The organism is Salibaculum griseiflavum (assembly GCF_003129565.1).
In the GTDB taxonomy this organism is placed as follows: Bacteria; Pseudomonadota; Alphaproteobacteria; order Rhodobacterales; family Rhodobacteraceae; genus Salibaculum; species Salibaculum griseiflavum.
In genome coordinates this window covers 83530-104562 of the sequence record NZ_QETF01000008.1, presented here as the reverse complement: position 1 = coordinate 104562, position 21033 = coordinate 83530, and the positions used below count along the sequence as shown (strand labels likewise).

The window sequence follows — 21033 nt, the reverse complement described above, 5'->3', positions numbered from 1 at the left end:
ACATGGCGAAACTGCGTTGGGGCATGATCGGCGGCGGCGAAGGCAGCCAGATCGGGCCGGCTCACCGTCTGGGTGCCGGGCTGGACGGCTTGTTCGACTTCACCGCCGGGGCGCTGGACCATCGCCCCGCGGAAGGCCGCGCCTATGGCCAGCGGCTGGGGCTCGCGGCCGACCGGGCCTATGGCGACTGGCAAGAGATGCTGGCCGGTGAAAAGGGCCGTGACGACCGGATCGACCTTGTCACCGTGGCCACGCCCAACGCGACCCATTTCGAGATCACCAAGGCCTATCTTGAGGCCGGGTTTCACGTGCTGTGTGAAAAGCCCATGACCATGACCGTCGAAGAGGGCGAAGAGATCGTGAAGATCGCCCGCGCCACCGGACGGATCTGCGCGGTGAATTACGGCTATTCGGGCTATTCTTTGGTGCGGCACATGCGGGCCATGGTGGCGCGCGGTGACCTGGGCAGGATCCGGCTGGTCAAGGCGGAATTCGCCCATGGCCATCACGCCGATGCGGGCGATGCCGACAACCCCCGCGTCCGTTGGCGCTATGACCCGGCCCAGGCCGGTGTTTCGGCACAATTCGCCGATTGCGGCATCCATGCGCTGCACATGGCCAGCTTCGTGATCGGGCAAGAGGCCGAGCGGCTTTCGGCGGATACGGTCAGCTGTATCGAGAGCCGCGAGCTGGAAGACGACGCCATGGTCAACCTGCGCTTCGACGGTGGCGCGGTGGGGCGGCTTTGGACCTCGTCGGTCGCGCTGGGCCGTCAGCATGGCCTGACGCTTCAGGTTTTCGGGGAAAAGGGGGGGCTGCGCTGGGCGCAGGAGCAGCCCAATCAGCTTTACTGGATGCCGCTGGGTGGACGGGTTGAGACCATCGAGCGAGGCGAGGCTGGCCTGTCGCCCGAGGCAGACCGCACCAGCCGCGTGACCATCGGCCATGCCGAGGGCATGCCGCTGGCCTTCGCCAATATCTATGCCGACCTTGCCGAGGCGATTCGGGCGGAAAAAGAAGGCCGCGAGATGGACCCGGCGGCCAATCTCTATCCCAGGGCCGAGGACGGGGTGCGGTCGATGGCGGCGGTGTTCGCCGTGGCCGAAAGCGGCAAGGCCGAGGGCGCATGGACCGATGCGCGCCCGCCGATGTTCCGCTAGGGCAGAGGCCGCAGGGTTGCACGCTCGATCAGGGAGCACGGGAGCATCCTGGTTTCCGGGCGCCGCGCCGCGTCGGCTATGCTGGCCTCGATCAGCGCAACCGAGGCGGCGACGATCTCGGCGATGGGCTGACGGATGGTGGTCAGCCCGATATTCTCCCAGCCGGCCATTTCCATGTCGTTGAGACCGAGAATCCCGACCTGGCCGGGAACCTTCAGCCCGGCATCGCGCAGCGCACTCAGCGCGCCGATGGCGATCACGTCGTCCCCGCAGAACCAGGCCTCGGCCCCGGGGCCATCCTGCAGCAGGCCGCGCATGGTGGCGCGTCCGGCATCGAAGGCATAGGCCGGTGCGAACCGGGCCCCGACAAAGGCCGCGCCAGCACGGGCCTGAAAGCCTGTCAGCCGATCCTGCGTGGTGCTGGCCTCTCGCGGGCCACCAAGAAAGCCGATGCGCCCATAGCCCCGGGCCAGCAGCGTCTCCGCGGCCAGCGTGCCGGCGGCGATGTTGTCGATGCTGACAAGGTCGGTATCGGGCGCGCTGCGCGACCAGCCGAAGGCATGGACAACCGGCAGGCCCGCGGCCCGGAACGCGGCGGTGAAGTCCGGTGGCAGCGTCGAGGAGGCGACGATGACCCCGTCCACGCTATATTGCCTGAGCATGTCCAGAGAGTGGACGGCGTCGCCTTCGTGGGCGAGGTTCACCAGCAATGGCCTCAGTCCCGCCTGTTGCAGGGCTTGCGTGAACCTGTCGAAGATTTCCAGAAAATAGGGATTGGTGAAATTGTTCGACACCAGCCCGATCAGCTTGGTGCGTCCAGTGGTCAGGCTGGAGGCCAGCACGTTGGGGTGATAGCCCAGCTCGGCGGCGGCGGCCTCGACCTTGGCGCGTGTCCTGTCAGAAACCGAAGCGCCCGCGGTAAAAGTCCGCGAGACTGCGGATTTCGACACGCCGGCGCGGTCGGCAACATCCTGTAGCGTGACGGCCATCTGCCCTCGGGATTGGTTCCGGATCACGACAAGAAGACAAGTGCGCTTGGCAGAATGCAACCGGTTTCACGCATGGCCTGCCTTGATGCTGCATTTTGCGGCATTGCCAAGCAGGGCAAACGTCATTCATGATGTGCGAGCAGCGCGCATTTGCAGGAGAGGCCATGGCACGTCGCCCGACAATCAAGGATGTCGCCGAAGCGGCAGGGGTCAGTGTTTCGACCGTCGACCGGGCTCTGAACGGGCGTATGACGGTGCGCGAGGACACCCTGCGCAAGATCGCCGAGGCGGCGCATCGGGTCGGCTATCATGCACGTGGGCTGTTCGATCACCGGCTGGTCGAGGCCGTCCCCGAGAGGTGCTTCGGCTTCGTTCTCTTGAAGGAAAAGCAGGAATTCTATCGCAACTTTCGCCGCGAGATCGAACGCGCCGTCGCCGCGCGCACGGATATTCGCGGCACGGCCGATATCCGGTTTGCCGGGTCGCAATCCCCTGAGGAGTTCGCGGAGATTCTGCGCGGCATGGGGCGGCGGTGCGACGCGGTCGCGGCCATCGCGGTCAATCACCGGGCGCTGGATCAGGTGGTGGAGGAGCTGAAGGGCCTGGATGTGCCGACCTTCTCGCTGCTCAATGACTTCGCGCAGGGAATCCGGCGCAATTACATTGGGTTGAACAACATGAAAGTGGGTCGTCAAGCGGCCTGGATGATCACCCAAACTTCACACGTGCCGGGCAAACTGGCAGTTTTCGTGGGCGGTAATCGTTGGCATGGGCACGATCTGCGCGAGGTGGGGTTCCGCGCCTACACGCGTGAGAACGCCCCCGCCTTCACGGTGCTCGATACGCTTGTGAACCTCGAAACGCGGCAATTGACCTACGAGGCGACGTTGGACCTGCTGACCCGCCATCCCGACCTGCGCGGGATCTACGTGGCCGGTGGGGGCATGGAAGGGGCCATCGCCGCCCTTCGTGAAACCCGGGCGCCGGGCGAGGTGGCGCTTGTGGTCAACGAGGTGACGGCCGAGAGCCGCGCGGCGTTGCTTGATGGCTACCTGCGGATGATAATCTCGACCCCCTTGGCGGAACTCTGCGACGACGTCGTCGCGCTCATGGTCAAGGCGCAATCGGGCGATGACGGGACCATCGGGCAGCATTTCCTTGACCCACGCATCATTCTGCCGGAAATCGCCTAAATGACGAAAAAACGTCATTTTGCATGCGCGGAAAAACGTCATGAATGAGTGAAACGATCCTGACCCGCGTTGACGGAATCGGCGTGCCGGGCTTTCTCTTCTGCGACAAAGAGGCGCGTCCATTCGTGGCGCGGGGGGAGGATAGCGAGGATGCAGATACAATCTGCACTCAATCACATGACCGTGCCCGGTCTGGGTTTCGAGGCCTTTCTGGATCTCGCGGCGGCACTTGATTGTGTGGGCGTCGAACTGCGCAATGATATCGACAGACCGCTATTCGATGGCATGTCCGCGAGTGACGCCGGGCGGATGGCGCATGACAAGGGGCTGCGCATCGTCGGGCTGAGCCAGGTCTATCCGTTCAACGATTGGACCCCTGAACGCGAAACCGCGGTGGCCAGCCTGATCGCTCTTGCGAAAGCCGCGGGGGCAGAGACAATCAGCCTGATCCCGCGCAATGACGGAACCGGCAAGGGCAACGGCGAACGCCACGCCAACCTGCGCATCGCCCTCAAGGCAATTCGCCCGATACTGGCAGAGACCGGGATGGTGGCCCTGGTCGAGCCGCTTGGGTTCAACCGGTCGTCGTTACGCTCGAAGCAGGACCTCGCGGAAACCATCGATGCGTTGGATGCCGGCGATCACTTCAAGCTCGTGCATGACACGTTCCATCACTGCCTCGCCGGTGGCGGCCCGATCTATCCCGACCGCACGGGCATCGTTCATATTTCCGGCGTGGTCGATCCCGGTCTGGCAGTCGAGCAGATGGAGGATGAACACCGCGTGCTGGTCGACGAGAACGACCGGCTCGGCAATATCGACCAGATCGCGGCACTACTGGCAGCGGGCTATGACGGGCCGATTTCCTATGAATGCTTCTCGCCCGAGATACACGCGCTGACCGATCCGGAGGCCGCGATCCGGCGCTCTTTCGATTTCATTTCTTCGCAACTGGAGGCCAAGGCCGCCTAGGGCGAGGTTGAACCGCCCCGAACGGGGCTTCCGGCGGAAAAACGGTGTGCCGGACACCACTATTGGGAGGAAACCAATGAAAAAGACCCTTATCGCTGCAACCGCCATGATGACCATCATGGGCTCTGCGACCTTCGCGCAAACCATCGGCGCCTCGATCGCCCGGTTCGACGACAACTTCCTGACCGTCATGCGCAACGGCATGGTCGAATATGCCGACGGCCTTGACGGTGTCGAACTGCAGGTCGAGGACGCAACCGATGACGTTGCCAAACAGCTTGACCAGATCAACAACTTCATCGCCTCTGGCGTCGATGCAATCATCGTCAACGCGGTGGACACCTCGGCCACACAGGCCATGACCGCCGCCGCCGAAGCCGCAGGCATTCCCCTGGTCTATGTCAACCGCCAGCCGATCAACGTCGATGACCTGCCCGACAACCAGGCCTTCGTGGCCTCCAATGAGATCGAGTCCGGCACGCTCGCCGCATTCGAGGCCTGCAAGATGGCCCGCGCTGAGGGCCTTGCCGGTGGTGCCAGCGCCTATATCCTGATGGGCCAGCTTTCCAACCAGGCTGCCGTTCAGCGCACCAAGGACGTCGATGACGTGATCGGCATGGACATGTGCAACTTCATCAGCATCATCGACCGTCAGACCGCCAACTGGTCGCGCGACGAGGCACAGGACCTGATGACCAACTGGATGTCCTCGGGCGAACCCTTCGACATCGTCTTCGCCAACAACGACGAAATGGCCATCGGCGCCATCCAGGCCATGAAGGCCAATGGCATGTCCATGGATGACGTGATCGTGGTGGGCGTGGACGCCACCCAGGACGCGCTGGTTGCCATGCAGGCCGGTGATCTCGACGCTACCGTGTTCCAGGACGCCTTCGGTCAGGGTGAAGGCTCGGTCGATGCAGCGCTGGCCCTGGCCCGCGGTGAGGACGTGGACCAGAAAGTCTATATCCCCTTCCAGCTGGTCACTCCGGCCAACCTGGACGAGTACATCGACCGCAACTGATCCATCCGCGTGAGGGCAGGGCGCAGCGGCGCCCTGCCCAGTCCTGCCATGCGGGCAGGGGTCGCAAGACAAGACCATGAGGGGAGCCAAGCATGGCGCAGCAATCGGACGGTATCGGCGGGCTGAAATACGACAAATCGAAGAAGGCCTGGCCTAATGAATTCAACATTTTCATCGCGCTGATCCTGATCGTCGCGATTTTCGAGGCCTTGGGGCAGATCCTGCCCTACATGAACGGGCAAAGCTTCCTGTTCGACACTCAGGATCGCTTTGACACAATCTTCAACGAGGCACGCCTGCGCATCATCATCCTGCAGGTGGCGATCATCGGGATCATCTCGCTTGGCGTGACGCAGGTCATCATCTCGGGCGGGATCGACCTGTCCTCGGGGCCGCTGGTTGCTGCAACGGCGATGATCGTCATGTCCTTTGCCCAGACCGAACTGGTCAACGGCAACCCGAACCCCAAGGCGGTGTTCGGTCCATGGGCCTTTGACCTGCCGATCATCGTGCCGATCATCGTGGGCTTGGCCTTCGGCGCCATGATCGGGGCGATCAATGGCACCTTCATCGCCTTCACCCGTATTCCCCCTTTCATCGCGACATTGGGCATGTTCCTGATCTGTCGCGGTATTGCCCAATGGTGGACCCGTGGCCAGCCGGTCTCCTTCCCGACCGAGGCCTATGCCTGGATCGGCTCGGGTATGATGCCGGTGATCTGGTTCATCCTGCTGGCGATCCTTTGCCACGTGCTGCTGCGCTACACGGTCTATGGCAAGCATACCTATGCCATCGGCTCGAACGAGGACGCGGCGCGCATGTCGGGGATCAACGTCAAGCGCCACAAGGTTCTGGTCTACATGATCGCCTCCATGCTGGCGGCGTTCGCGGCCATCGTGCTGAGCTCCAAGAACCTGACGGCGCAATCGGGCATGGGCCTGTTCTATGAACTTTTCGCCATCGCAATGGCCGTGATCGGCGGCATCAGCCTGACCGGCGGACGCGGCTCGATCATCGGCACCGTTCTCGGCGCCATGGTCTTCGGCGTCATCCAGTCCGGCTTCACCTATGTGAAACTCGACGCCTATTTCCAGTTGATGGCCATGGGCGCGATCATCATCGGGGCGGTCGTCCTTGACCAGTGGCGGCAACAACGCGCCGCGTCACGGTCCTGAGCGAGGAGGAGAAAGCAATGAGTGGTATCGAACTTCACGACATGGGCGACATCATCCTCGAAACCCGGGACCTGACCAAGCATTACGGCGGTGTCCACGCGCTGGAAGGGGCTGATTTCATCCTGCGCAAGGGTGAACACGTGGCGATCATGGGCGATAACGGGGCCGGTAAATCCACCTTCGTGCGCCAGATCACCGGGGTCGAGCAGCGCACGCGGGGCGAGGTCATCTTCGACGGGCACCCGGTGCATTTCGACGGCCCGCTTGACGCCCGCAAGGCGGGGATCGAGGCGGTGTTCCAGACTTTGGCACTGGCCGATCACCTGGACGTCCCCGACAACCTGTTCCTGGGCCGGGAAAAGACCTTCATGAACTGGCTCGGGCCCTTCCGGTTCCTCGACTACAAGGGGATGCGGCAGGATACGCTGGACGCGTTGCAGAAAACCGGGGTGAAGATCCCCAATATCCGCAACACGATCCAGAACATGTCGGGCGGCCAGCGCCAATGCGTCGCCATTGCCCGGACGGCCAGTTTCCATTCCAAGCTGACCATCATGGACGAACCCACGGCGGCGCTTGGGGTGCAGGAAACCGCGCAGGTGGAAAACATCATCCGCACCCTCAAGGAGCAGGGCGAACCCCTGATCCTGATCAGCCACAACATGCGGCAGGTCATGGACCTTGTGGACCGGATCGTGGTGTTCCGCCGCGGCAGGATCGTGGCCAACCTGAACCGCGACGAGACCGACGGGCAGGACGTGGTGGCCTATATCACCGGCGCCAAGACCCAGCCCGAATATGATGTCGAAGGCGTGACCTGATCTGGGGGGCGGGCCTTATGGCCCGCCCCGCCCTGACCAAGCCGGACCTGACAGGCTTTCCGGCACGCAATCCAATTCGAAATGAAACGGGGTGTGTCCCCGTAGAGCGAAAGACAAGACATGACAGTTAGATTTGCAGTTCTGGGCGCGGGCCGCATCGGCCAGGTCCACGCAACAGCCATCGCCAGCGTGCCGGGCGCGACCCTGGTCGCCGTGGCCGAGCCCTTTGCCGAGGCCGCAAAGGCGATGCAGGACGCCCATGGCTGCGACATCCGCAGCATCGACGAAATCGCCGCCAGTGACGATGTGGATGCGGTGGTAATCTGCACGCCCACGGACACCCATGCGGACCTGATCGAGCAGTTCGCAAAGGCCGGAAAGGCTGTGTTCTCCGAGAAGCCGATCGACCTGTCCCTGGCCCGCGTGCGGGACTGCCTGAAGGTCGTCGAGTCCGAAAACGCGACGCTCATGGTCGGCTTTAACCGCCGGTTCGACCCTGACTTCATGGCTGTGAAATCGGCGATCGACGCGGGCCAGGTCGGCGATGTGGAGATGGTCACCGTTATCAGCCGCGACCCCGGTGCGCCGCCCGCCGACTACATCAAACGCTCTGGCGGGATCTTCCGCGATATGACGATCCATGACTTCGACGTAGCCCGCTGGCTGCTTGGAGAAGAGGTGGACAGCGTCGTGGCGACCGGCGCCGTGCTGACCGATCCCGAGATCGGCAAGCTGGGTGATTTCGACAGCGTCAATGTCATCCTGCAAACGGCTAGCGGCAAACAGGCGATCATCACCAATTCCCGCCGCGCCGCCTATGGCTACGACCAGCGGATCGAGGTGCTTGGCTCCGCGGGAATGGTCGCGGCCCGCAACCAGCATGAGGCCAATATCGACATGGCCGGGGCCGACGGGTTCTCTCGCCCGCCGCTGCTGAATTTCTTCATGACCCGCTACACGGCGGCCTATGCCAATGAAATCGCGGCGTTCGTTGCTGCCGTGGCCGATGGGGCCGCCACACCAACCACGGGCCATGACGGCATGATGGCGCTGGCGCTCGCCGATGCGGCTGTGAAATCGGTTGAAGAGGGCCGCGCGGTGAAGCTCTCCGAGGTGCTGGGCTGATCCATGACCAAGCTGGACGTCATTACCATAGGGCGCGCGGGCGTTGATCTCTACGGCACGCAAGTTGGCGGCCGGTTGGAGGATATGGGATCCTTCGACAAGTATATCGGCGGCTCTCCGACGAACATCGCCTGCGGCACCGCGCGGCTGGGGTTGAAATCGGGCCTGATCACCCGCGTGGGCGACGAGCATATGGGCCGCTTCATCCGCGAGCAGCTGCTGCGCGAGGGGGTGGATGTGCAGGGCGTCAGGACGGACCCGGAGCGGCTGACCGCGCTGGTGATCCTTGGCATCCGCGACGAGGAGCAGTTTCCTCTGATTTTCTACCGCGAGAACTGCGCGGACATGGCGCTGTGTGAAGAGGATATCGACGAAGGCTATATCGCCTCGGCCCGGGCCATCGTGCCCACGGGCACGCATCTGAGCCATGAACGCACCCGCGCCGCCGTCATCAAGGCACTGGAACTGGCCCGTAAGAACGGGGTGAAGACGGCGCTGGATATCGACTACCGCCCGAACCTCTGGGGCGTGGCCGGCCATGGCGACGGCGAGAGCCGCTTCGTGGAAAGCGCCGCCGTTACCGAAAAGCTGATGGCGACGCTACACTACTTCGACCTGATCGTCGGGACGGAAGAAGAGTTCCACATCGCGGGTGGCTCGACCGACACGATCGAAGCTTTGCGCGCGGTGCGGAAGGTCAGTGATGCCACGCTGGTCTGCAAGCGCGGCGCGGCGGGGGCGGTGGCCTTCGAAGGCGCCATTCCCAACAGCCTGGACGACGGCCAGACCGGCCCGGGCTTCCCCATCGAGGTGTTCAACGTGCTGGGCGCGGGCGATGGCTTCTTCTCGGGGCTGCTGAAGGGCTGGCTCGATGGCGAGGACTGGCCCACAGCCTTGAAATACGCCAATGCCTGCGGGGCCTTCGCGGTCAGTCGCCACGGCTGCACGCCCGCCTATCCCAGCTGGGAGGAGCTGCAGTTCTTCTTCGAGCGCGGGATCGTGCGCCCGGACCTGCGCAATGACGCGGAACTGGAACAGGTGCATTGGGCGACGAACCGCAAGGGCGACTGGTCCACGGTGCGGACCTTTGCCTTTGACCACCGGCTGCAACTGGAAGAGATGCCGGGCTACACGCCCGAGAAGGGCGCGGCCTTCAAGGAACTCTGCCTTGATGCGGCGCTCAAGGTCCAGAACGGGCAGGGGGGCTATGGCATCCTGTGCGACAACCGGATCGGGCGTTCGGCGTTGCATCGCGCCAGCGGGTCAGGTCTCTGGATCGGGCGGCCGTGCGAATTGCCCGGCTCGCGGCCCATCGCATTTGAACCGGAGCTGGGCGAGGACCTGGGGGGCTTGCGCGAATGGGCGCGGGAAAACGTGGTCAAGCTCTTGGTCTTCTGCCACCCGGACGATGACGGCAAAAACCGCAAGATGCAGGTGGCGCGGGTCAAGCGCCTGTTCACTGCCGCCCGGCGCAACGGGCTGGAGTTTCTGTTGGAGGTCATCCCGTCCAAGGTCGGGCCGGTGGATGACGACACCACAGCGACCTTGATCCAGATGTTTTATGACGCGGGCGTCTACCCCGACTGGTGGAAGCTGGAGCCGTTCAAGACGGAACAGGCTTGGCAGAATGCGGTGGACGCGATCGAGCGCAACGACCCGCGCACGCGCGGTATCGTGGTGCTGGGGCTGGATGCGCCCGAGGCGGAGTTGGCGGAGAGCTTTGCGCTGGCCGCGAAACAGCCGCTGGTCAAGGGCTTTGCCGTGGGCCGGACGATCTTTGGTGATGCGGCCCGGGCCTGGATGAAAGGTGAGATGAGCGACGCCGACGCGGTTGCGCAGATGGCCGACCGATATGCGCGTCTTTGTGAGATATGGGATACGGCACGGGAGGCCGCGACATGACGAAAACGATCCGACTGACGGCCGCGCAGGCTTTGGTGAAATACATCGCCGCGCAGAAGAACGAAGAGGGTGACACCTTCATCGCCGGGTGCTGGGCGATCTTCGGCCATGGCAACGTGGCCGGGCTGGGCGAGGCGCTCTACCCGGCGCAGGACGTGCTGCCGACCTACCGGGGCCACAACGAACAGACCATGGCCCATTGCGCCATTGCCTATGCCAAGCAATTGCGGCGCAAGAGGGCGATGGCGGTGACCTCGTCCATCGGGCCGGGGGCGACGAACATGGTGACGGCCGCCGCGCTGGCCCATGTGAACCGGCTGCCGGTGCTGTTCCTGCCCGGCGATGTGTTCGCCAATCGCGGCCCCGACCCGGTCTTGCAGCAGATCGAGAACCCGGCCGATGGTACCGCCGGCGTGAATGACACGTTCAAGACGGTCAGCCGCTACTTCGACCGGATCACCCGGCCCGAACATCTGTTGACGGCGTTGCCGCGCGCCTTCCGCACCATGACCGACCCGGCGGAATGCGGACCGGTGACGCTGTCGCTGTGCCAGGATGTGCAGGCCGAGGCCTATGATTACCCTGTCAGCTTCTTTGAACCAAAGGTCTGGCGCCCGCGCCGCATCCGCCCTGATGAGGCAGAGCTGGCGGCCATGGCGGACCTGGTCCGCGCGGCCAAGCGCCCGGTGATCGTCGCGGGCGGCGGCGTGCATTATTCCGGCGCGACCGAAACACTGAAAACTTTTGCCGAGGCCCACAACATCCCCGTCACCGAGACGCAGGCGGGCAAATCCGCGCTGCCCTGGGACCATCTCCTGAACCTCGGCCCCATCGGCGTGACCGGCGGCGAGCCTGCGAATACCGTCTGCGCCGAGGCCGATCTGGTTCTGGGCGTGGGCACACGGTTCCAGGACTTCACCACTGGCAGCTGGGGCCTTTTCGCCAATCCCGAACGCCGCATCGCCTGCCTGAACGTGGCCGCCTACGACGCGATGAAGCACAATGCGCAGCCGCTGGTGGCTGACGCGCGGGTCGGGCTTGAGGAACTGGGCGCGGCGCTTGGCGATCATAAGGCGCCTGCGGGCGTGGATGGGTTGAAGGATGCGTGGTTCGCCAAGGTGGACCCGATCACCGATGCGCCCGAGGGCAACCAGCTGCCGACCGATATGCAGGTCGTGGGCGCCGTCCAGCGGCAGGCGGGTGAGAACACCGTCGCCATGTGCGCCGCCGGCACCATGCCGGGCGAGCTGCACAAGCTGTGGAAGGCTGGCAAACCGGGCAGCTACCACATGGAATACGGCTTTTCCTGCATGGGGTACGAGATCCCCGGTGCCATGGGGATCAAGATGGCCGATCCGTCGGCCGACGTGATCTGTTTTACCGGCGATGGCACCTACATGATGGCCAACTCGGAAATGGCGACAGCGGCGATGATGGGCGTCGACTTTACCGTGGTCGTGACCGACAACCGGGGCTTCGGCTGCATCAACCGGTTGCAGATGGGCACTGGCGGGGCCGAGTTCAATTGCCTGCTGGAGCACGCTGTCGGCGGCGAGAATTCCAATATCGACTTTGCCAAACATGCCGAGGCCATGGGCGCGACCGCGCTCAAGGTCGCCAGTATAGTAGAGCTGGAAGAGGCGCTGGCCAAGCGCCACGACATCAAAGGGCCCTATGTCGTCGTCATCGACACCGACCCCTATCCCAGCACCGAACCCGGCGGCACATGGTGGGAGGTCGGCACGCCCGAAGTCTCGGACCGGGCCGAGGTCAATGAGGCCCGCGCCCGCTACGAGGCCAACAAGAAACTGCAAAGGGCCGATTGATGGTCAAGCTCGGGATTTCCTTGATCGCCTGGCAGAATGACGACCTGCCAGAGCTGACAGCGGCCTACACCACCGAAGGCGCGATGGAAGACGCCGCGCGCATCGGCTATTCCGGTGTCGAACGCGGCCGCCGGATGCCGGCCGACACAGAAGGCCTGCGCGCCTATCTGGATCGCTACGGCGTGGCGCTGTGTGGCGGCTGGTGTTCCGGCAACCTCATGGTCAATGACCTTGCCACCGAACAGGCCGCGATCCGCGAACAGGTGGACCAGTTCGCCGCCCTTGGGGCGCCTTGCGTGGTCTATGCGGAATGTTCCAACACGATCCAGGGCGATCAGGGCACTCCGGTCAGTCGCCGCCCGAAACTGACCCGCGACGAGATCATGGCCTACGGCGCGAAGCTTTCAGAGCTGGCGAAATGGGCCGCAGACCGGGGGTGCGGGCTGGCCTATCACCATCACATGGGGGCCATGGTGCAGGACGCCGAGGATATCGACTGGCTGATGGAAGGCTCCACCGACGACCTGACATTGCTCTATGATACCGGGCACCTGCATTTTGCCGGGGCCGACCCGCTGGCGGTGCTCGACAAATGGGGTGATCGGGTTAGCCACGTTCACGTCAAGGACGTGCGCCAGCCGGTTTTGGATTGGGTCCGGGCCGAGGATCGCAGTTTCCTTGACGGAGTTGCGGCCGGGGTCTTCTCGGTGCCAGGTGATCCCGAGGGCTGTATCGACTTCCAGGCAATCACCGACCGGCTGAAGGCGATGGACTATCAGGGATGGATCGTCGTCGAGGCCGAGCAGGACCCGGCCAAGGCGCCGCCCTACGCGTATTCCAAACTGGGATACGAGCACCTGCGCGAAATCTGCACCCGCTCCGGGCTGGAGATCACGCATTAGGCTTTCACCGACCCGCACAGGGTCAACACCGCAACCATGAACTGTAGGAGGATGTCATGGTAAACAGAGAACTTGGGTATGTCGGCTATTTCGACCGGGAGTCCTGCGATCTGGACGAATTCAAGGTGTTGACCTCGCAGAACCTCACCGCGGACGCGGTGCCTCATGCGGCGGAGATCGTGAAGAACGTGCCGGTCTATGACATGGAGGCGTTGCGTTCCAGCCTTGACGATCCGGCCAGGCGAAATGCGCTGCTGACGGAATGGGGCAATGTGTTCCGGTTCTCTGCCGGGGTCATCGCCTTGAAACGGGCCTATGCGGATACCGCGCCGATCGACCGGGCCTCCGATGTGTTCCGCCAGATCATCGCCGAGGAGCGCGAAAGCGCGGCGGGAAAGGGCGACCACTTCGCCGCCGCCGGGGCCAATGACCGGATCTGGAACTCGCTGCAAAAGCACTGCCTGAAGGATCCTGAAGGCTTCGCGCTCTATTTCGGAAATGCGTCCATCGCGGCGGCAGCCGAAGCCTGGCTGGGCCCGAACTACCAGATGACCACTCAGGTCAACCAGGTGCGGCCCGGCGGCAAGGCGCAGACCGCGCATCGCGACTATCACCTCGGCTTCATGAGCGCCGAGGAGGCGATGCGCTACCCGGCCCACGTGCACGAGGTCTCGACGACGCTCACGCTGCAAGGCGCGGTGGCCCATGTGGACATGCCCGTGGAAAGTGGCCCGACGAAGCTGTTGCCGTTCTCTCAGGCCTATGGTCCGGGATACGTGGCCTATCACGACGAGGGCTTCCGCGACTGGTTCGAAGAGGCCCATGTGCAGGTGCCGCTGGAAAAGGGCGACGCGGTCTTCTTCAACCCGGCGCTGTTCCATGCGGCAGGCGAAAACCGGAGCGCGGATGTCGACCGGATGGTGAACCTGATGCAGGTGTCGTCTTCCATGGGCCGCTCGCTGGAGGCCGTGGACCGGCAAGCCATGTCCGTGACGTTGTTCCCCGAACTGGTGAAGCTGAAACAGGGCGGGGCGATGTCTGCCGCGGAACTGGACGCGGCCATCGCGTCCTGCGCCGAGGGCTACCCGTTCCCCACCAACCTCGACACCGATCCGCCCATTGGCGGGCTGGCCCCGGCCAGCATGGCAGATGTCCTGCGGCAGGCGCTGGACGAGGGCTGGACAAGCGACCGGTTCGCCCAGGCGTTGAGCGACCAGAAGGCGCGGCAGGCGGCCTGACCCGAAACCCGAACCCGGCCCGCATTGGGCCGGGTTCCCCCAGACAGGAGACCCCCATGCCCGACCTTCTCTGCAAACCCTTCGGCAGCCACGGCAAGGTGCACCAGATCACGCCGGAAAGCGCCGGGTGGCGCTATGTGGGGTTCGACCTTTACCGTCTGCGCAAGGGCGAGACGGCGGGCGCGGCCACCGGAGACCGCGAGGTGATCCTCGTGATGGTCGAGGGCAAGGCGCAGATGACAGCCGCGGGCAGCGACTGGGGCGTCTTGGGCGACCGCATGGACGTGTTCGAGAAGACCCCACCGCATTGCCTCTACGTCCCGAATGACAGCGACTGGGCGCTGGTGGCGGATACCGACTGCACCGTCGCGGTCTGCTCCGCGCCGGGGCGGGGCGGCCACGCGGCGCGCCGGATCGGCCCGGACGGGATCGAGCTGACCCAGCGTGGCACCGGCAACAACACGCGCTTCATCAACAACATCGCCATGGAGGCCGAGGATTGCTGCGACAGCCTGCTGGTAACGGAGGTCTTTACGCCCGACGGCAATTGGTCGTCCTATCCGAGCCACCGCCATGACGAGGATGACTTCCCGCGTATCACCTACCTGGAAGAGACTTATTACCACCGGCTGAACCCGGCGCAGGGGTTCGGCATCCAGCGGGTCTATACCGAGGACGGCACACTGGACGAGACCATGGCGGTCAGCGATGGCGACGTGGTGCTGGTGCCGCGCGGCCACCATCCCTGCGGCGCGCCCTACGGGTTCGAGATGTATTACCTCAACGTCATGGCCGGCCCCCTGCGCAAATGGCGTTTCCAGGCGGACCCGGCGGTGCAGTGGATCATGGATCGCGACAGCTGAGCGGACACCGGCCGCTCTGCCAAGGGGAATGCCCCCACGGCCTCTGGTCATTGCCTACGGTTTCGCCTTAGCCTGCCCGCGAAGTAGCAAGGGGGCGATGCAAATGGCACGGCTGGGCGTCGATATCGGGGGCACTTTCACGGATGTGGTTCTGGAAAGTGAAGCGGGACGGTTTTCAACCAAGGTCCTGACAACCTATTCCGCTCCCGAAGATGCCATCGTCGAAGGCATGCATCGGGTTTGTGGCAAGGCGGGGATCGACGCGGGGGGCATCGCGCAGATCATCCATGGCACCACGCTGGCCACCAACGCGCTGATCGAGCGGCGCGGGGCTAAGACGGCGCTGATCACCACCAAGGGCTTTCGCGACGTGATCGAAATGCGCACCGAAAGCCGGTTCGAACAATATGACCTCAACCTCGTGCTGCCCGATCCGCTGTTGCCGCGTAATCGCCGCTACGTGGTCGAAGAGCGCATGGATGCCCGGGGCGACGTTCTGGTGCCGCTGGATCGCGCCGAGGTCGAAGCGCTGGTCGATGATCTGGCCGAGGCGGGCTATGAAAGCATCGCCGTGGGTTTGCTGCATGCCTATGCCAATGACGCGCATGAACGGCTGATCGCCGAGGTTCTGGCCGAGCGGATGCCCGGTGCGATGATCTCCCTGTCCAGCGAGGTCAGCCCGCAGATGCGCGAATACGAACGCTTCAACACGACGATCGCCAATGCCTATATCAAGCCGTTGATGAAATCCTACCTGGATCGGCTCAAGGCCCGGCTGGCGGATGAAGGTGCGGATTGCCCGGTCTACCTGATGCATTCGGGCGGCGGTATCATGGCGCTGGAGGCGGCGGCGGAATTCCCCGTGCGCCTCGTTGAAAGCGGCCCGGCGGGTGGCGCGATCTTTGCCGCGGACCTGGCGGCGCGGCATGGGCTGGACAAGGTCCTGTCCTTCGACATGGGCGGCACCACCGCCAAGATCTGCCTGATCAAGGCGCAGACACCCAAGACCGCGCGCGTCTTCGAGGTGGCGCGCAGCTATCGCTTCAAGAAGGGGTCGGGCATGCCGATCTCGATCCCCGTCATCGACATGGTCGAAATCGGCGCAGGCGGCGGATCGCTGGCCCATGTGGACGCGATGAACCAAATCCGCGTCGGCCCCGAAAGCGCCGGCTCGGAACCCGGACCCGCCTGTTACGGGCGCGGCGGCGACAAGCCGGCTGTCACCGATGCCGACCTCGTGCTGGGCAAGCTCGACCCTAAGAATTTCGCGGCAGGGACGATCCCGCTTTACCCGGACAAGGCCCGCACCGCTCTGGACAATGTGATCGGCGCGGCGCTCGATATGGACGCGCAGGAAGCCGCCTTTGGCGTGGCCGAGGTGGTGGACGAGAACATGGCCAATGCGGCCCGTGTCCACGCGGTCGAAAACGGCGAGGACCTGAGCGATTATACCATGATCGCCTTTGGCGGGGCCGCGCCACTGCATGCCGCGCGGCTTTGCGAAAGGCTGGGCATCAGACGCTGCCTCGTGCCGCAGGGGGCCGGGGTCGGCTCGGCCATCGGGTTCCTGCGTGCGCCGTTCAGCTTCGAGGCGACGCGCTCGGTCTTCACCGCGATGGATGAATTCGACCCTGCGGCGGTGCAGGCCCTGTTTTCCGAGATGGAACAGGAAGCCACGAGTTTCGTGCGCGAGTGCGACGCGGCGGCCGAGATCGGGACCGAATACAAGGTCTATATGCGCTATGCCGGGCAGGGCTGGGAAATACCGATTCAGCTGTCCCCCGAACAGGCCCATGCGCCCGACGGCGCCGACATCCTGTCCCTGTTCGAGGCCGAATACGAAAAGCTGTTCGGCCGCACGGTGGCCGGGCTACGGGCGGAAATCACCGTCTGGTCGGTCAACGCCGCCACGCGGCTTGCCGCGCCCGTGCCCGTTGACCCGGTGGCGGACACGGGCGATCCGGGTGGTGCCGGCCAACGGGATCTGTTCGATCCGGCCGCTGGCAAGGTGCTTCTCGCCAAGGTTCATGCGCGGGCCGCCCTTGACCCCGGCGCGGCCATGGCCGGCCCGGCCCTGATCACCGAGGAGGAAACCACCATCGTCGTGCCCGCCAGCCGCCATGCCCGCGCCTTGGGCGATAGCACGATCGAGGTGATCGCAAAGGAGGCACTGTCATGAGCCAGCCATCCAAGGTCGCATACCAGGTGATGTGGACGCGCCTGATCTCGGTCGTCGAGGAACAGGCGCAGGCGCTGATCCGCACCGCCTTCTCCACCTCTGTCCGCGAGGCCGGGGACCTGTCCGCCGGGGTCTACAACGCGGGCGGAGAGATGCTGGCCCAGGCCGTCACCGGCACGCCGGGCCATGTGAATGCCATGGCCGATGCGGTAGGCCATTTCATCCGCCGCATCGGGGCCGGCAACATGGCCCCCGGCGACGTCTACCTAACAAATGACCCGTGGGAGGGGACCGGACACAAGCATGACATCACCGTCGTCACGCCGACCTTTCATGGGCAGAACCTGATCGGCTTTTTTGCCTGCACGGCCCATGTGACCGATATCGGCGGGCGCGGGTTCGGGGCCGATGCCAATGACGTGCATGAAGAGGGGCTTTATATCCCCGTCATGCCCTTTGCCCGCGCCGGCGAGGTGGACCAGACCCTGTTGCAGATCATCCGCGGCAATGTGCGCGAACCCGACCAGCTGGTCGGTGACATCTACGCGCTGGCCACCTGCAACGAGATCGGCCAGCGCCGCCTGCTGGACATGCTTGGCGAGTTCGGGTTGACGGATTTGCAGGGCATCTCCGACTTCATCCTGACCAATTCCCGTGCCGCGACTTTGGAACGGATCAACGCGCTGGAACCCGGACAGGCCGAGGGGCATATGCGGATCGACGGCTATGCGGCCCCGATCGACCTGCATGTGAAGCTGACCATTGAAAAGAACCGCATCCTGAGCGACTGGGCCGGCACCAGCCAGGTCGACAAGAAGGGCATCAATGTCCCGCTGGTCTATACCAAGGCCTACGCCTGCTACGCGCTCAAATGCGCCATCGCGCCGGATATTCCGAACAATGCGGCCAGCCTTGCCCCGTTCGAGATCACCGCGCCCGAGGGGACGATCGTGAATGCCGTCTGGCCCGCCCCGGTTGCCCTGCGCCACGTGATCGGCCACATGGTGCCCGACACGGTCTATGACGCGCTCGACAAGCTGTTGCCCGGCGTGGTGCCGGCCGAGGGCGCGGGTTGCCTGTGCAATTTCCAGCTGTCGCTGCGGCCGCGGACCGATGCGGAGGCCCCCGCCGACGCGGTGCGCGCCGAGGTGCTGACCTTCAATTCCGGCGGCTCGGGCGCCCGGCCCGGCCTGGATGGGATGAATGCCACCGCCTTTCCTTCGGGGGTGATGACCATGCCGGTCGAGGCGACCGAACAGGTCGGCCCGGTGATCATCTGGCGCAAGGAGTTGCGCCCCGACAGCGGCGGCGCCGGGCGCCATCGCGGCGGGCTGGGGCAGTTCATGGACGTGGGTGCGCGCGACGGCCATGAATTCGACATTTCAGCCATGCTGGACCGGGTCGATCATCCGGCACGCGGGCGGCGCGGCGGGCAGGATGGTGCGCCCACACGGATCGCCCGGGACGACGGAACCCCCATGTGCGGCAAGGGGCGGCAATTCGTGCCCCATGGCGCGCGGGTCCAGATGGCCTTTCCGGGTGGCGCGGGCTACGGTGCGCCCCGTGATCGGGAGATCGCGAAGGTGCGCCGTGACCTCGCACTGGGTTACATCACCCCTGATGTGGCACGCGAGGTTTACGGCCTAACCCAAAAAGAAATAGATGAAATTCAGGAACGAGCCCGCAAGGGCGACGTATTCTAGAACAGGAGTGACCACCACGATGCCCGAGATTGTCTGGACACCGTCCCGCGACCGTTGGCAGGACTCGGCCCTGGCCCGTTTCGCGCAAGAGGCCGGGTTCGATCCGCTCGACTATGCAGGCCTGCACCGCTGGTCGGTCAGCGATCTGCCCGGCTTCTGGTCCAAGGTCTGGGACTTCGTCCGCGTGATCGGGGACAAGGGCGAACGGGTCTTCGTGCCGGATGATGACGCCTGGATGACCGGCGCCCGTTTCTTCCCCGATGCGCGCATCAACCTGGCCGAGAACTTCCTGCGCCAGACCGGTGACGCTGTGGTGATCATCGAGGCGGACGAGACCGGCCACCGCGCCCATGTCACGGCCGACGATCTGCGTGCGCGCGTGGCGAAATGTGCCGACGGGTTGCGCGCCGCCGGCGTGGGGCAGGGCGATCGCGTCGGTGCCATTCTGCCAAACCGCACCGAGGCGTTGGTGACACTGCTGGCCACCGCGGCCGTGGGCGGGGTCTGGACCTCGTGCTCGCCGGATTTCGGGGCGGCCGCGATCCTCGACCGGATCGGGCAGGTGGAGCCCAAGGTTCTGTTCGCCGCGCCGCGCATCACCTATGGCGGCAAGCCGGTCGATGTCTCCGAGCGGATCGGCGAGGTGGCCGACCAGATGCCCGGACTGTCACAGCTCGTTCTGGTCGGCGAGAACACGACCGCGGCGGGCGTGCCCACGGTGGCCTGGGAGGATTTTGGTCAGCCAGCCGATCTGACCTTTACCCACGTGCCCTTCGATGCGCCGCTCTACGTGATGTATACTTCGGGGACGACGGGCAAGCCCAAGGCCATCGTGCACAAGACCGGCGGCGTGGTCCTGAACATGATGAAGGAACATGTCCTGCACGTGGATACACGTCCGGGCGACAGGTTCCTGTGGTATTCGAACACCGCGTGGATGATGTATCACTGGCTGATGTCGGGGCTCGCGGCCGGGGCGATGGTGGTTCTTTATGACGGTGCACCGGTGGTCAAGCGCGATGGGGCGCTTGATGGCACCATGCTCTGGCAATTGGTGGAAGAGGAAAAGCTGACCCATCTGGGCATTTCGCCCAAATACCTGTCGACCCTGTCCGATATGGGGTTCGTGCCCCGGGATCATTACGACTTGTCCTCGCTGCGCTGGCTGCTGGCCTCGGGCAGCCCCATGGCACCCTATCAATATGACTGGATGTATCAGGCGATTGGCGATCATTTCGGGTTCTTCTCGATCTCGGGCGGCACGGACCTGATGGGCTGTTTCCTGACCGGGGCACCGATGATGCCCGTCCGGCGCGGGGCCTTGATGGCCAAGGCGCTGGGCATGGCGGTGCAGGTTCTGGACGACCGGGGCGTCGCCGTGATCGACCGACCCGGAGAGCTGTGCTGCACCGAACCTTTCCCCTCGATGCCGCTGACCTTCTGGGGCGAGGACGGCGATGCCCGCTATCGCAAGGCCTATTTCGAGGAACGGCCTGAGGTCTGGACCCATGGCGACCGCCTGACCGAGCATCTTGACGGCAGCCTGACCATACACGGCCGGTCCGATTTCACGCTCAACCCCGGCGGGGTGCGGATCGGGACGGCGGATATCTACAATGTCTGCGAGAGGTTTGCGCAGGTGGCCGATTGCCTCGCCTTCGGGCGGCCCATTCCGGGGGATGAGGAAATCGTGCTGTGCCTGCAAATGGCGGAGGGCGAAGAGGCTACGCCGGAGCTTGCCAAAGAGATCCGCACCAAGCTGCGCAGCGAATGCTCCCCCCGTCATGTGCCCGCTGCGATTTACACCGTCGGTGCGGTGCCCTATACGATCAGCGGCAAGCGGGTCGAGGGCGCGGCGAAATCCACCGCTCTGGGCCAAGAGGTCAAGAACAAGGCGTCGCTTGCCAATCCCGAGAGCCTCGATCACTACGCCGGTCTGTCCGACCGAGTGGCGCTGTAGG

The 21033-nt window shown here is 64.5% G+C and carries 16 protein-coding genes; 15 read left to right on the top strand and 1 reads right to left on the bottom strand.

Annotation, left to right across the window (positions count from 1 at the left end):
- The first annotated feature begins 2 nt into the window (after positions 1-2).
- Positions 3-1160 (top strand): Gfo/Idh/MocA family protein, encoded by a 1158-nt coding sequence (locus tag DFK10_RS09335; protein ID WP_109388755.1) that lies wholly within the window; start codon positions 3-5, stop codon positions 1158-1160.
- Here DFK10_RS09335 and DFK10_RS09330 read toward each other — a convergent pair.
- On the bottom strand, positions 1157-2149 hold the full coding sequence (locus DFK10_RS09330) for a LacI family DNA-binding transcriptional regulator (protein WP_109388754.1): 993 nt from the start codon (positions 2147-2149) through the stop codon (positions 1157-1159). The two genes, DFK10_RS09335 and DFK10_RS09330, sit on opposite strands and share 4 nt — an antisense overlap.
- A 164-nt stretch (positions 2150-2313) precedes the next feature.
- Between DFK10_RS09330 and DFK10_RS09325 the strand changes: the two genes are divergently transcribed.
- The 14 genes from DFK10_RS09325 (at position 2314) to DFK10_RS09260 (ending at position 21032) form a co-directional block, all read left to right on the top strand.
- Complete coding sequence (locus tag DFK10_RS09325) at positions 2314-3342, top strand: LacI family DNA-binding transcriptional regulator (RefSeq protein WP_109388753.1); 1029 nt, start codon at positions 2314-2316, stop codon at positions 3340-3342.
- A 150-nt stretch (positions 3343-3492) separates the two neighbouring features.
- Positions 3493-4314 carry a TIM barrel protein gene (locus DFK10_RS09320; RefSeq protein ID WP_235866806.1) on the top strand — a complete coding sequence of 274 codons (822 nt, stop codon included), beginning with the start codon at positions 3493-3495 and terminating at the stop codon, positions 4312-4314.
- Between the two features lie 76 nt (positions 4315-4390).
- Positions 4391-5338, top strand: a complete 948-nt coding sequence (locus DFK10_RS09315; protein ID WP_109388752.1) for a substrate-binding domain-containing protein — start codon at positions 4391-4393, stop codon at positions 5336-5338.
- Between the two features lie 92 nt (positions 5339-5430).
- Positions 5431-6513: an ABC transporter permease gene (locus DFK10_RS09310; protein WP_109388751.1), complete on the top strand. Its 1083-nt coding sequence runs from the start codon at positions 5431-5433 to the stop codon at positions 6511-6513.
- A gap of 41 nt (positions 6514-6554) precedes the next feature.
- Positions 6555-7334: an ATP-binding cassette domain-containing protein gene (locus DFK10_RS09305; RefSeq protein ID WP_109388785.1), complete on the top strand. Its 780-nt coding sequence runs from the start codon at positions 6555-6557 to the stop codon at positions 7332-7334.
- 120 nt (positions 7335-7454) lie between these two features.
- Positions 7455-8459 (top strand): inositol 2-dehydrogenase, encoded by a 1005-nt coding sequence (gene iolG / locus DFK10_RS09300; protein WP_109388750.1) that lies wholly within the window; start codon positions 7455-7457, stop codon positions 8457-8459.
- Positions 8460-8462: 3 nt separating this feature from the next.
- Complete coding sequence (locus tag DFK10_RS09295) at positions 8463-10361, top strand: bifunctional 5-dehydro-2-deoxygluconokinase/5-dehydro-2-deoxyphosphogluconate aldolase (protein WP_109388749.1); 1899 nt, start codon at positions 8463-8465, stop codon at positions 10359-10361.
- Complete coding sequence (gene iolD, locus DFK10_RS09290) at positions 10358-12187, top strand: 3D-(3,5/4)-trihydroxycyclohexane-1,2-dione acylhydrolase (decyclizing) (protein ID WP_109388784.1); 1830 nt, start codon at positions 10358-10360, stop codon at positions 12185-12187. Before DFK10_RS09295 ends, iolD begins: the two co-directional genes overlap by 4 nt.
- Positions 12184-13089, top strand: coding sequence for a myo-inosose-2 dehydratase (gene iolE / locus DFK10_RS09285; RefSeq protein ID WP_109388748.1), 906 nt, complete (start codon positions 12184-12186; stop codon positions 13087-13089). Before iolD ends, iolE begins: the two co-directional genes overlap by 4 nt.
- A gap of 56 nt (positions 13090-13145) precedes the next feature.
- A complete protein-coding gene (locus tag DFK10_RS09280; RefSeq protein WP_109388747.1) occupies positions 13146-14327 on the top strand; it encodes a phytanoyl-CoA dioxygenase family protein in 1182 nt (393 codons plus the stop codon).
- Between the two features lie 56 nt (positions 14328-14383).
- Positions 14384-15190 (top strand): 5-deoxy-glucuronate isomerase, encoded by an 807-nt coding sequence (iolB, locus tag DFK10_RS09275; RefSeq protein WP_109388746.1) that lies wholly within the window; start codon positions 14384-14386, stop codon positions 15188-15190.
- 103 nt (positions 15191-15293) lie between these two features.
- On the top strand, positions 15294-17369 hold the full coding sequence (locus DFK10_RS09270; protein ID WP_408005581.1) for a hydantoinase/oxoprolinase family protein: 2076 nt from the start codon (positions 15294-15296) through the stop codon (positions 17367-17369).
- Positions 17366-19072, top strand: a complete 1707-nt coding sequence (locus DFK10_RS09265) for a hydantoinase B/oxoprolinase family protein (RefSeq protein WP_109388744.1) — start codon at positions 17366-17368, stop codon at positions 19070-19072. Before DFK10_RS09270 ends, DFK10_RS09265 begins: the two co-directional genes overlap by 4 nt.
- Positions 19073-19091: 19 nt before the next feature.
- Positions 19092-21032 carry an acetoacetate--CoA ligase gene (locus tag DFK10_RS09260; protein WP_109388743.1) on the top strand — a complete coding sequence of 647 codons (1941 nt, stop codon included), beginning with the start codon at positions 19092-19094 and terminating at the stop codon, positions 21030-21032.
- The last annotated feature ends 1 nt before the right edge of the window (position 21033 follow it).

Bases quoted from the DNA above. Each gene is read 5' to 3' on its own strand.
- DFK10_RS09335 (WP_109388755.1), top strand. From the start codon at position 3: ATGGCGAAACTGCGTTGGGGCATGATCGGCGGCGGCGAAGGCAGCCAG.
- DFK10_RS09330 (WP_109388754.1), bottom strand. From the start codon at position 2,149: ATGGCCGTCACGCTACAGGATGTTGCCGACCGCGCCGGCGTGTCGAAA.
- DFK10_RS09325 (WP_109388753.1), top strand. From the start codon at position 2,314: ATGGCACGTCGCCCGACAATCAAGGATGTCGCCGAAGCGGCAGGGGTC.
- DFK10_RS09320 (WP_235866806.1), top strand. From the start codon at position 3,493: ATGCAGATACAATCTGCACTCAATCACATGACCGTGCCCGGTCTGGGT.
- DFK10_RS09315 (WP_109388752.1), top strand. From the start codon at position 4,391: ATGAAAAAGACCCTTATCGCTGCAACCGCCATGATGACCATCATGGGC.
- DFK10_RS09310 (WP_109388751.1), top strand. From the start codon at position 5,431: ATGGCGCAGCAATCGGACGGTATCGGCGGGCTGAAATACGACAAATCG.
- DFK10_RS09305 (WP_109388785.1), top strand. From the start codon at position 6,555: ATGGGCGACATCATCCTCGAAACCCGGGACCTGACCAAGCATTACGGC.
- iolG (WP_109388750.1), top strand. From the start codon at position 7,455: ATGACAGTTAGATTTGCAGTTCTGGGCGCGGGCCGCATCGGCCAGGTC.
- DFK10_RS09295 (WP_109388749.1), top strand. From the start codon at position 8,463: ATGACCAAGCTGGACGTCATTACCATAGGGCGCGCGGGCGTTGATCTC.
- iolD (WP_109388784.1), top strand. From the start codon at position 10,358: ATGACGAAAACGATCCGACTGACGGCCGCGCAGGCTTTGGTGAAATAC.
- DFK10_RS09280 (WP_109388747.1), top strand. From the start codon at position 13,146: ATGGTAAACAGAGAACTTGGGTATGTCGGCTATTTCGACCGGGAGTCC.
- iolB (WP_109388746.1), top strand. From the start codon at position 14,384: ATGCCCGACCTTCTCTGCAAACCCTTCGGCAGCCACGGCAAGGTGCAC.
- DFK10_RS09270 (WP_408005581.1), top strand. From the start codon at position 15,294: ATGGCACGGCTGGGCGTCGATATCGGGGGCACTTTCACGGATGTGGTT.
- DFK10_RS09265 (WP_109388744.1), top strand. From the start codon at position 17,366: ATGAGCCAGCCATCCAAGGTCGCATACCAGGTGATGTGGACGCGCCTG.
- DFK10_RS09260 (WP_109388743.1), top strand. From the start codon at position 19,092: ATGCCCGAGATTGTCTGGACACCGTCCCGCGACCGTTGGCAGGACTCG.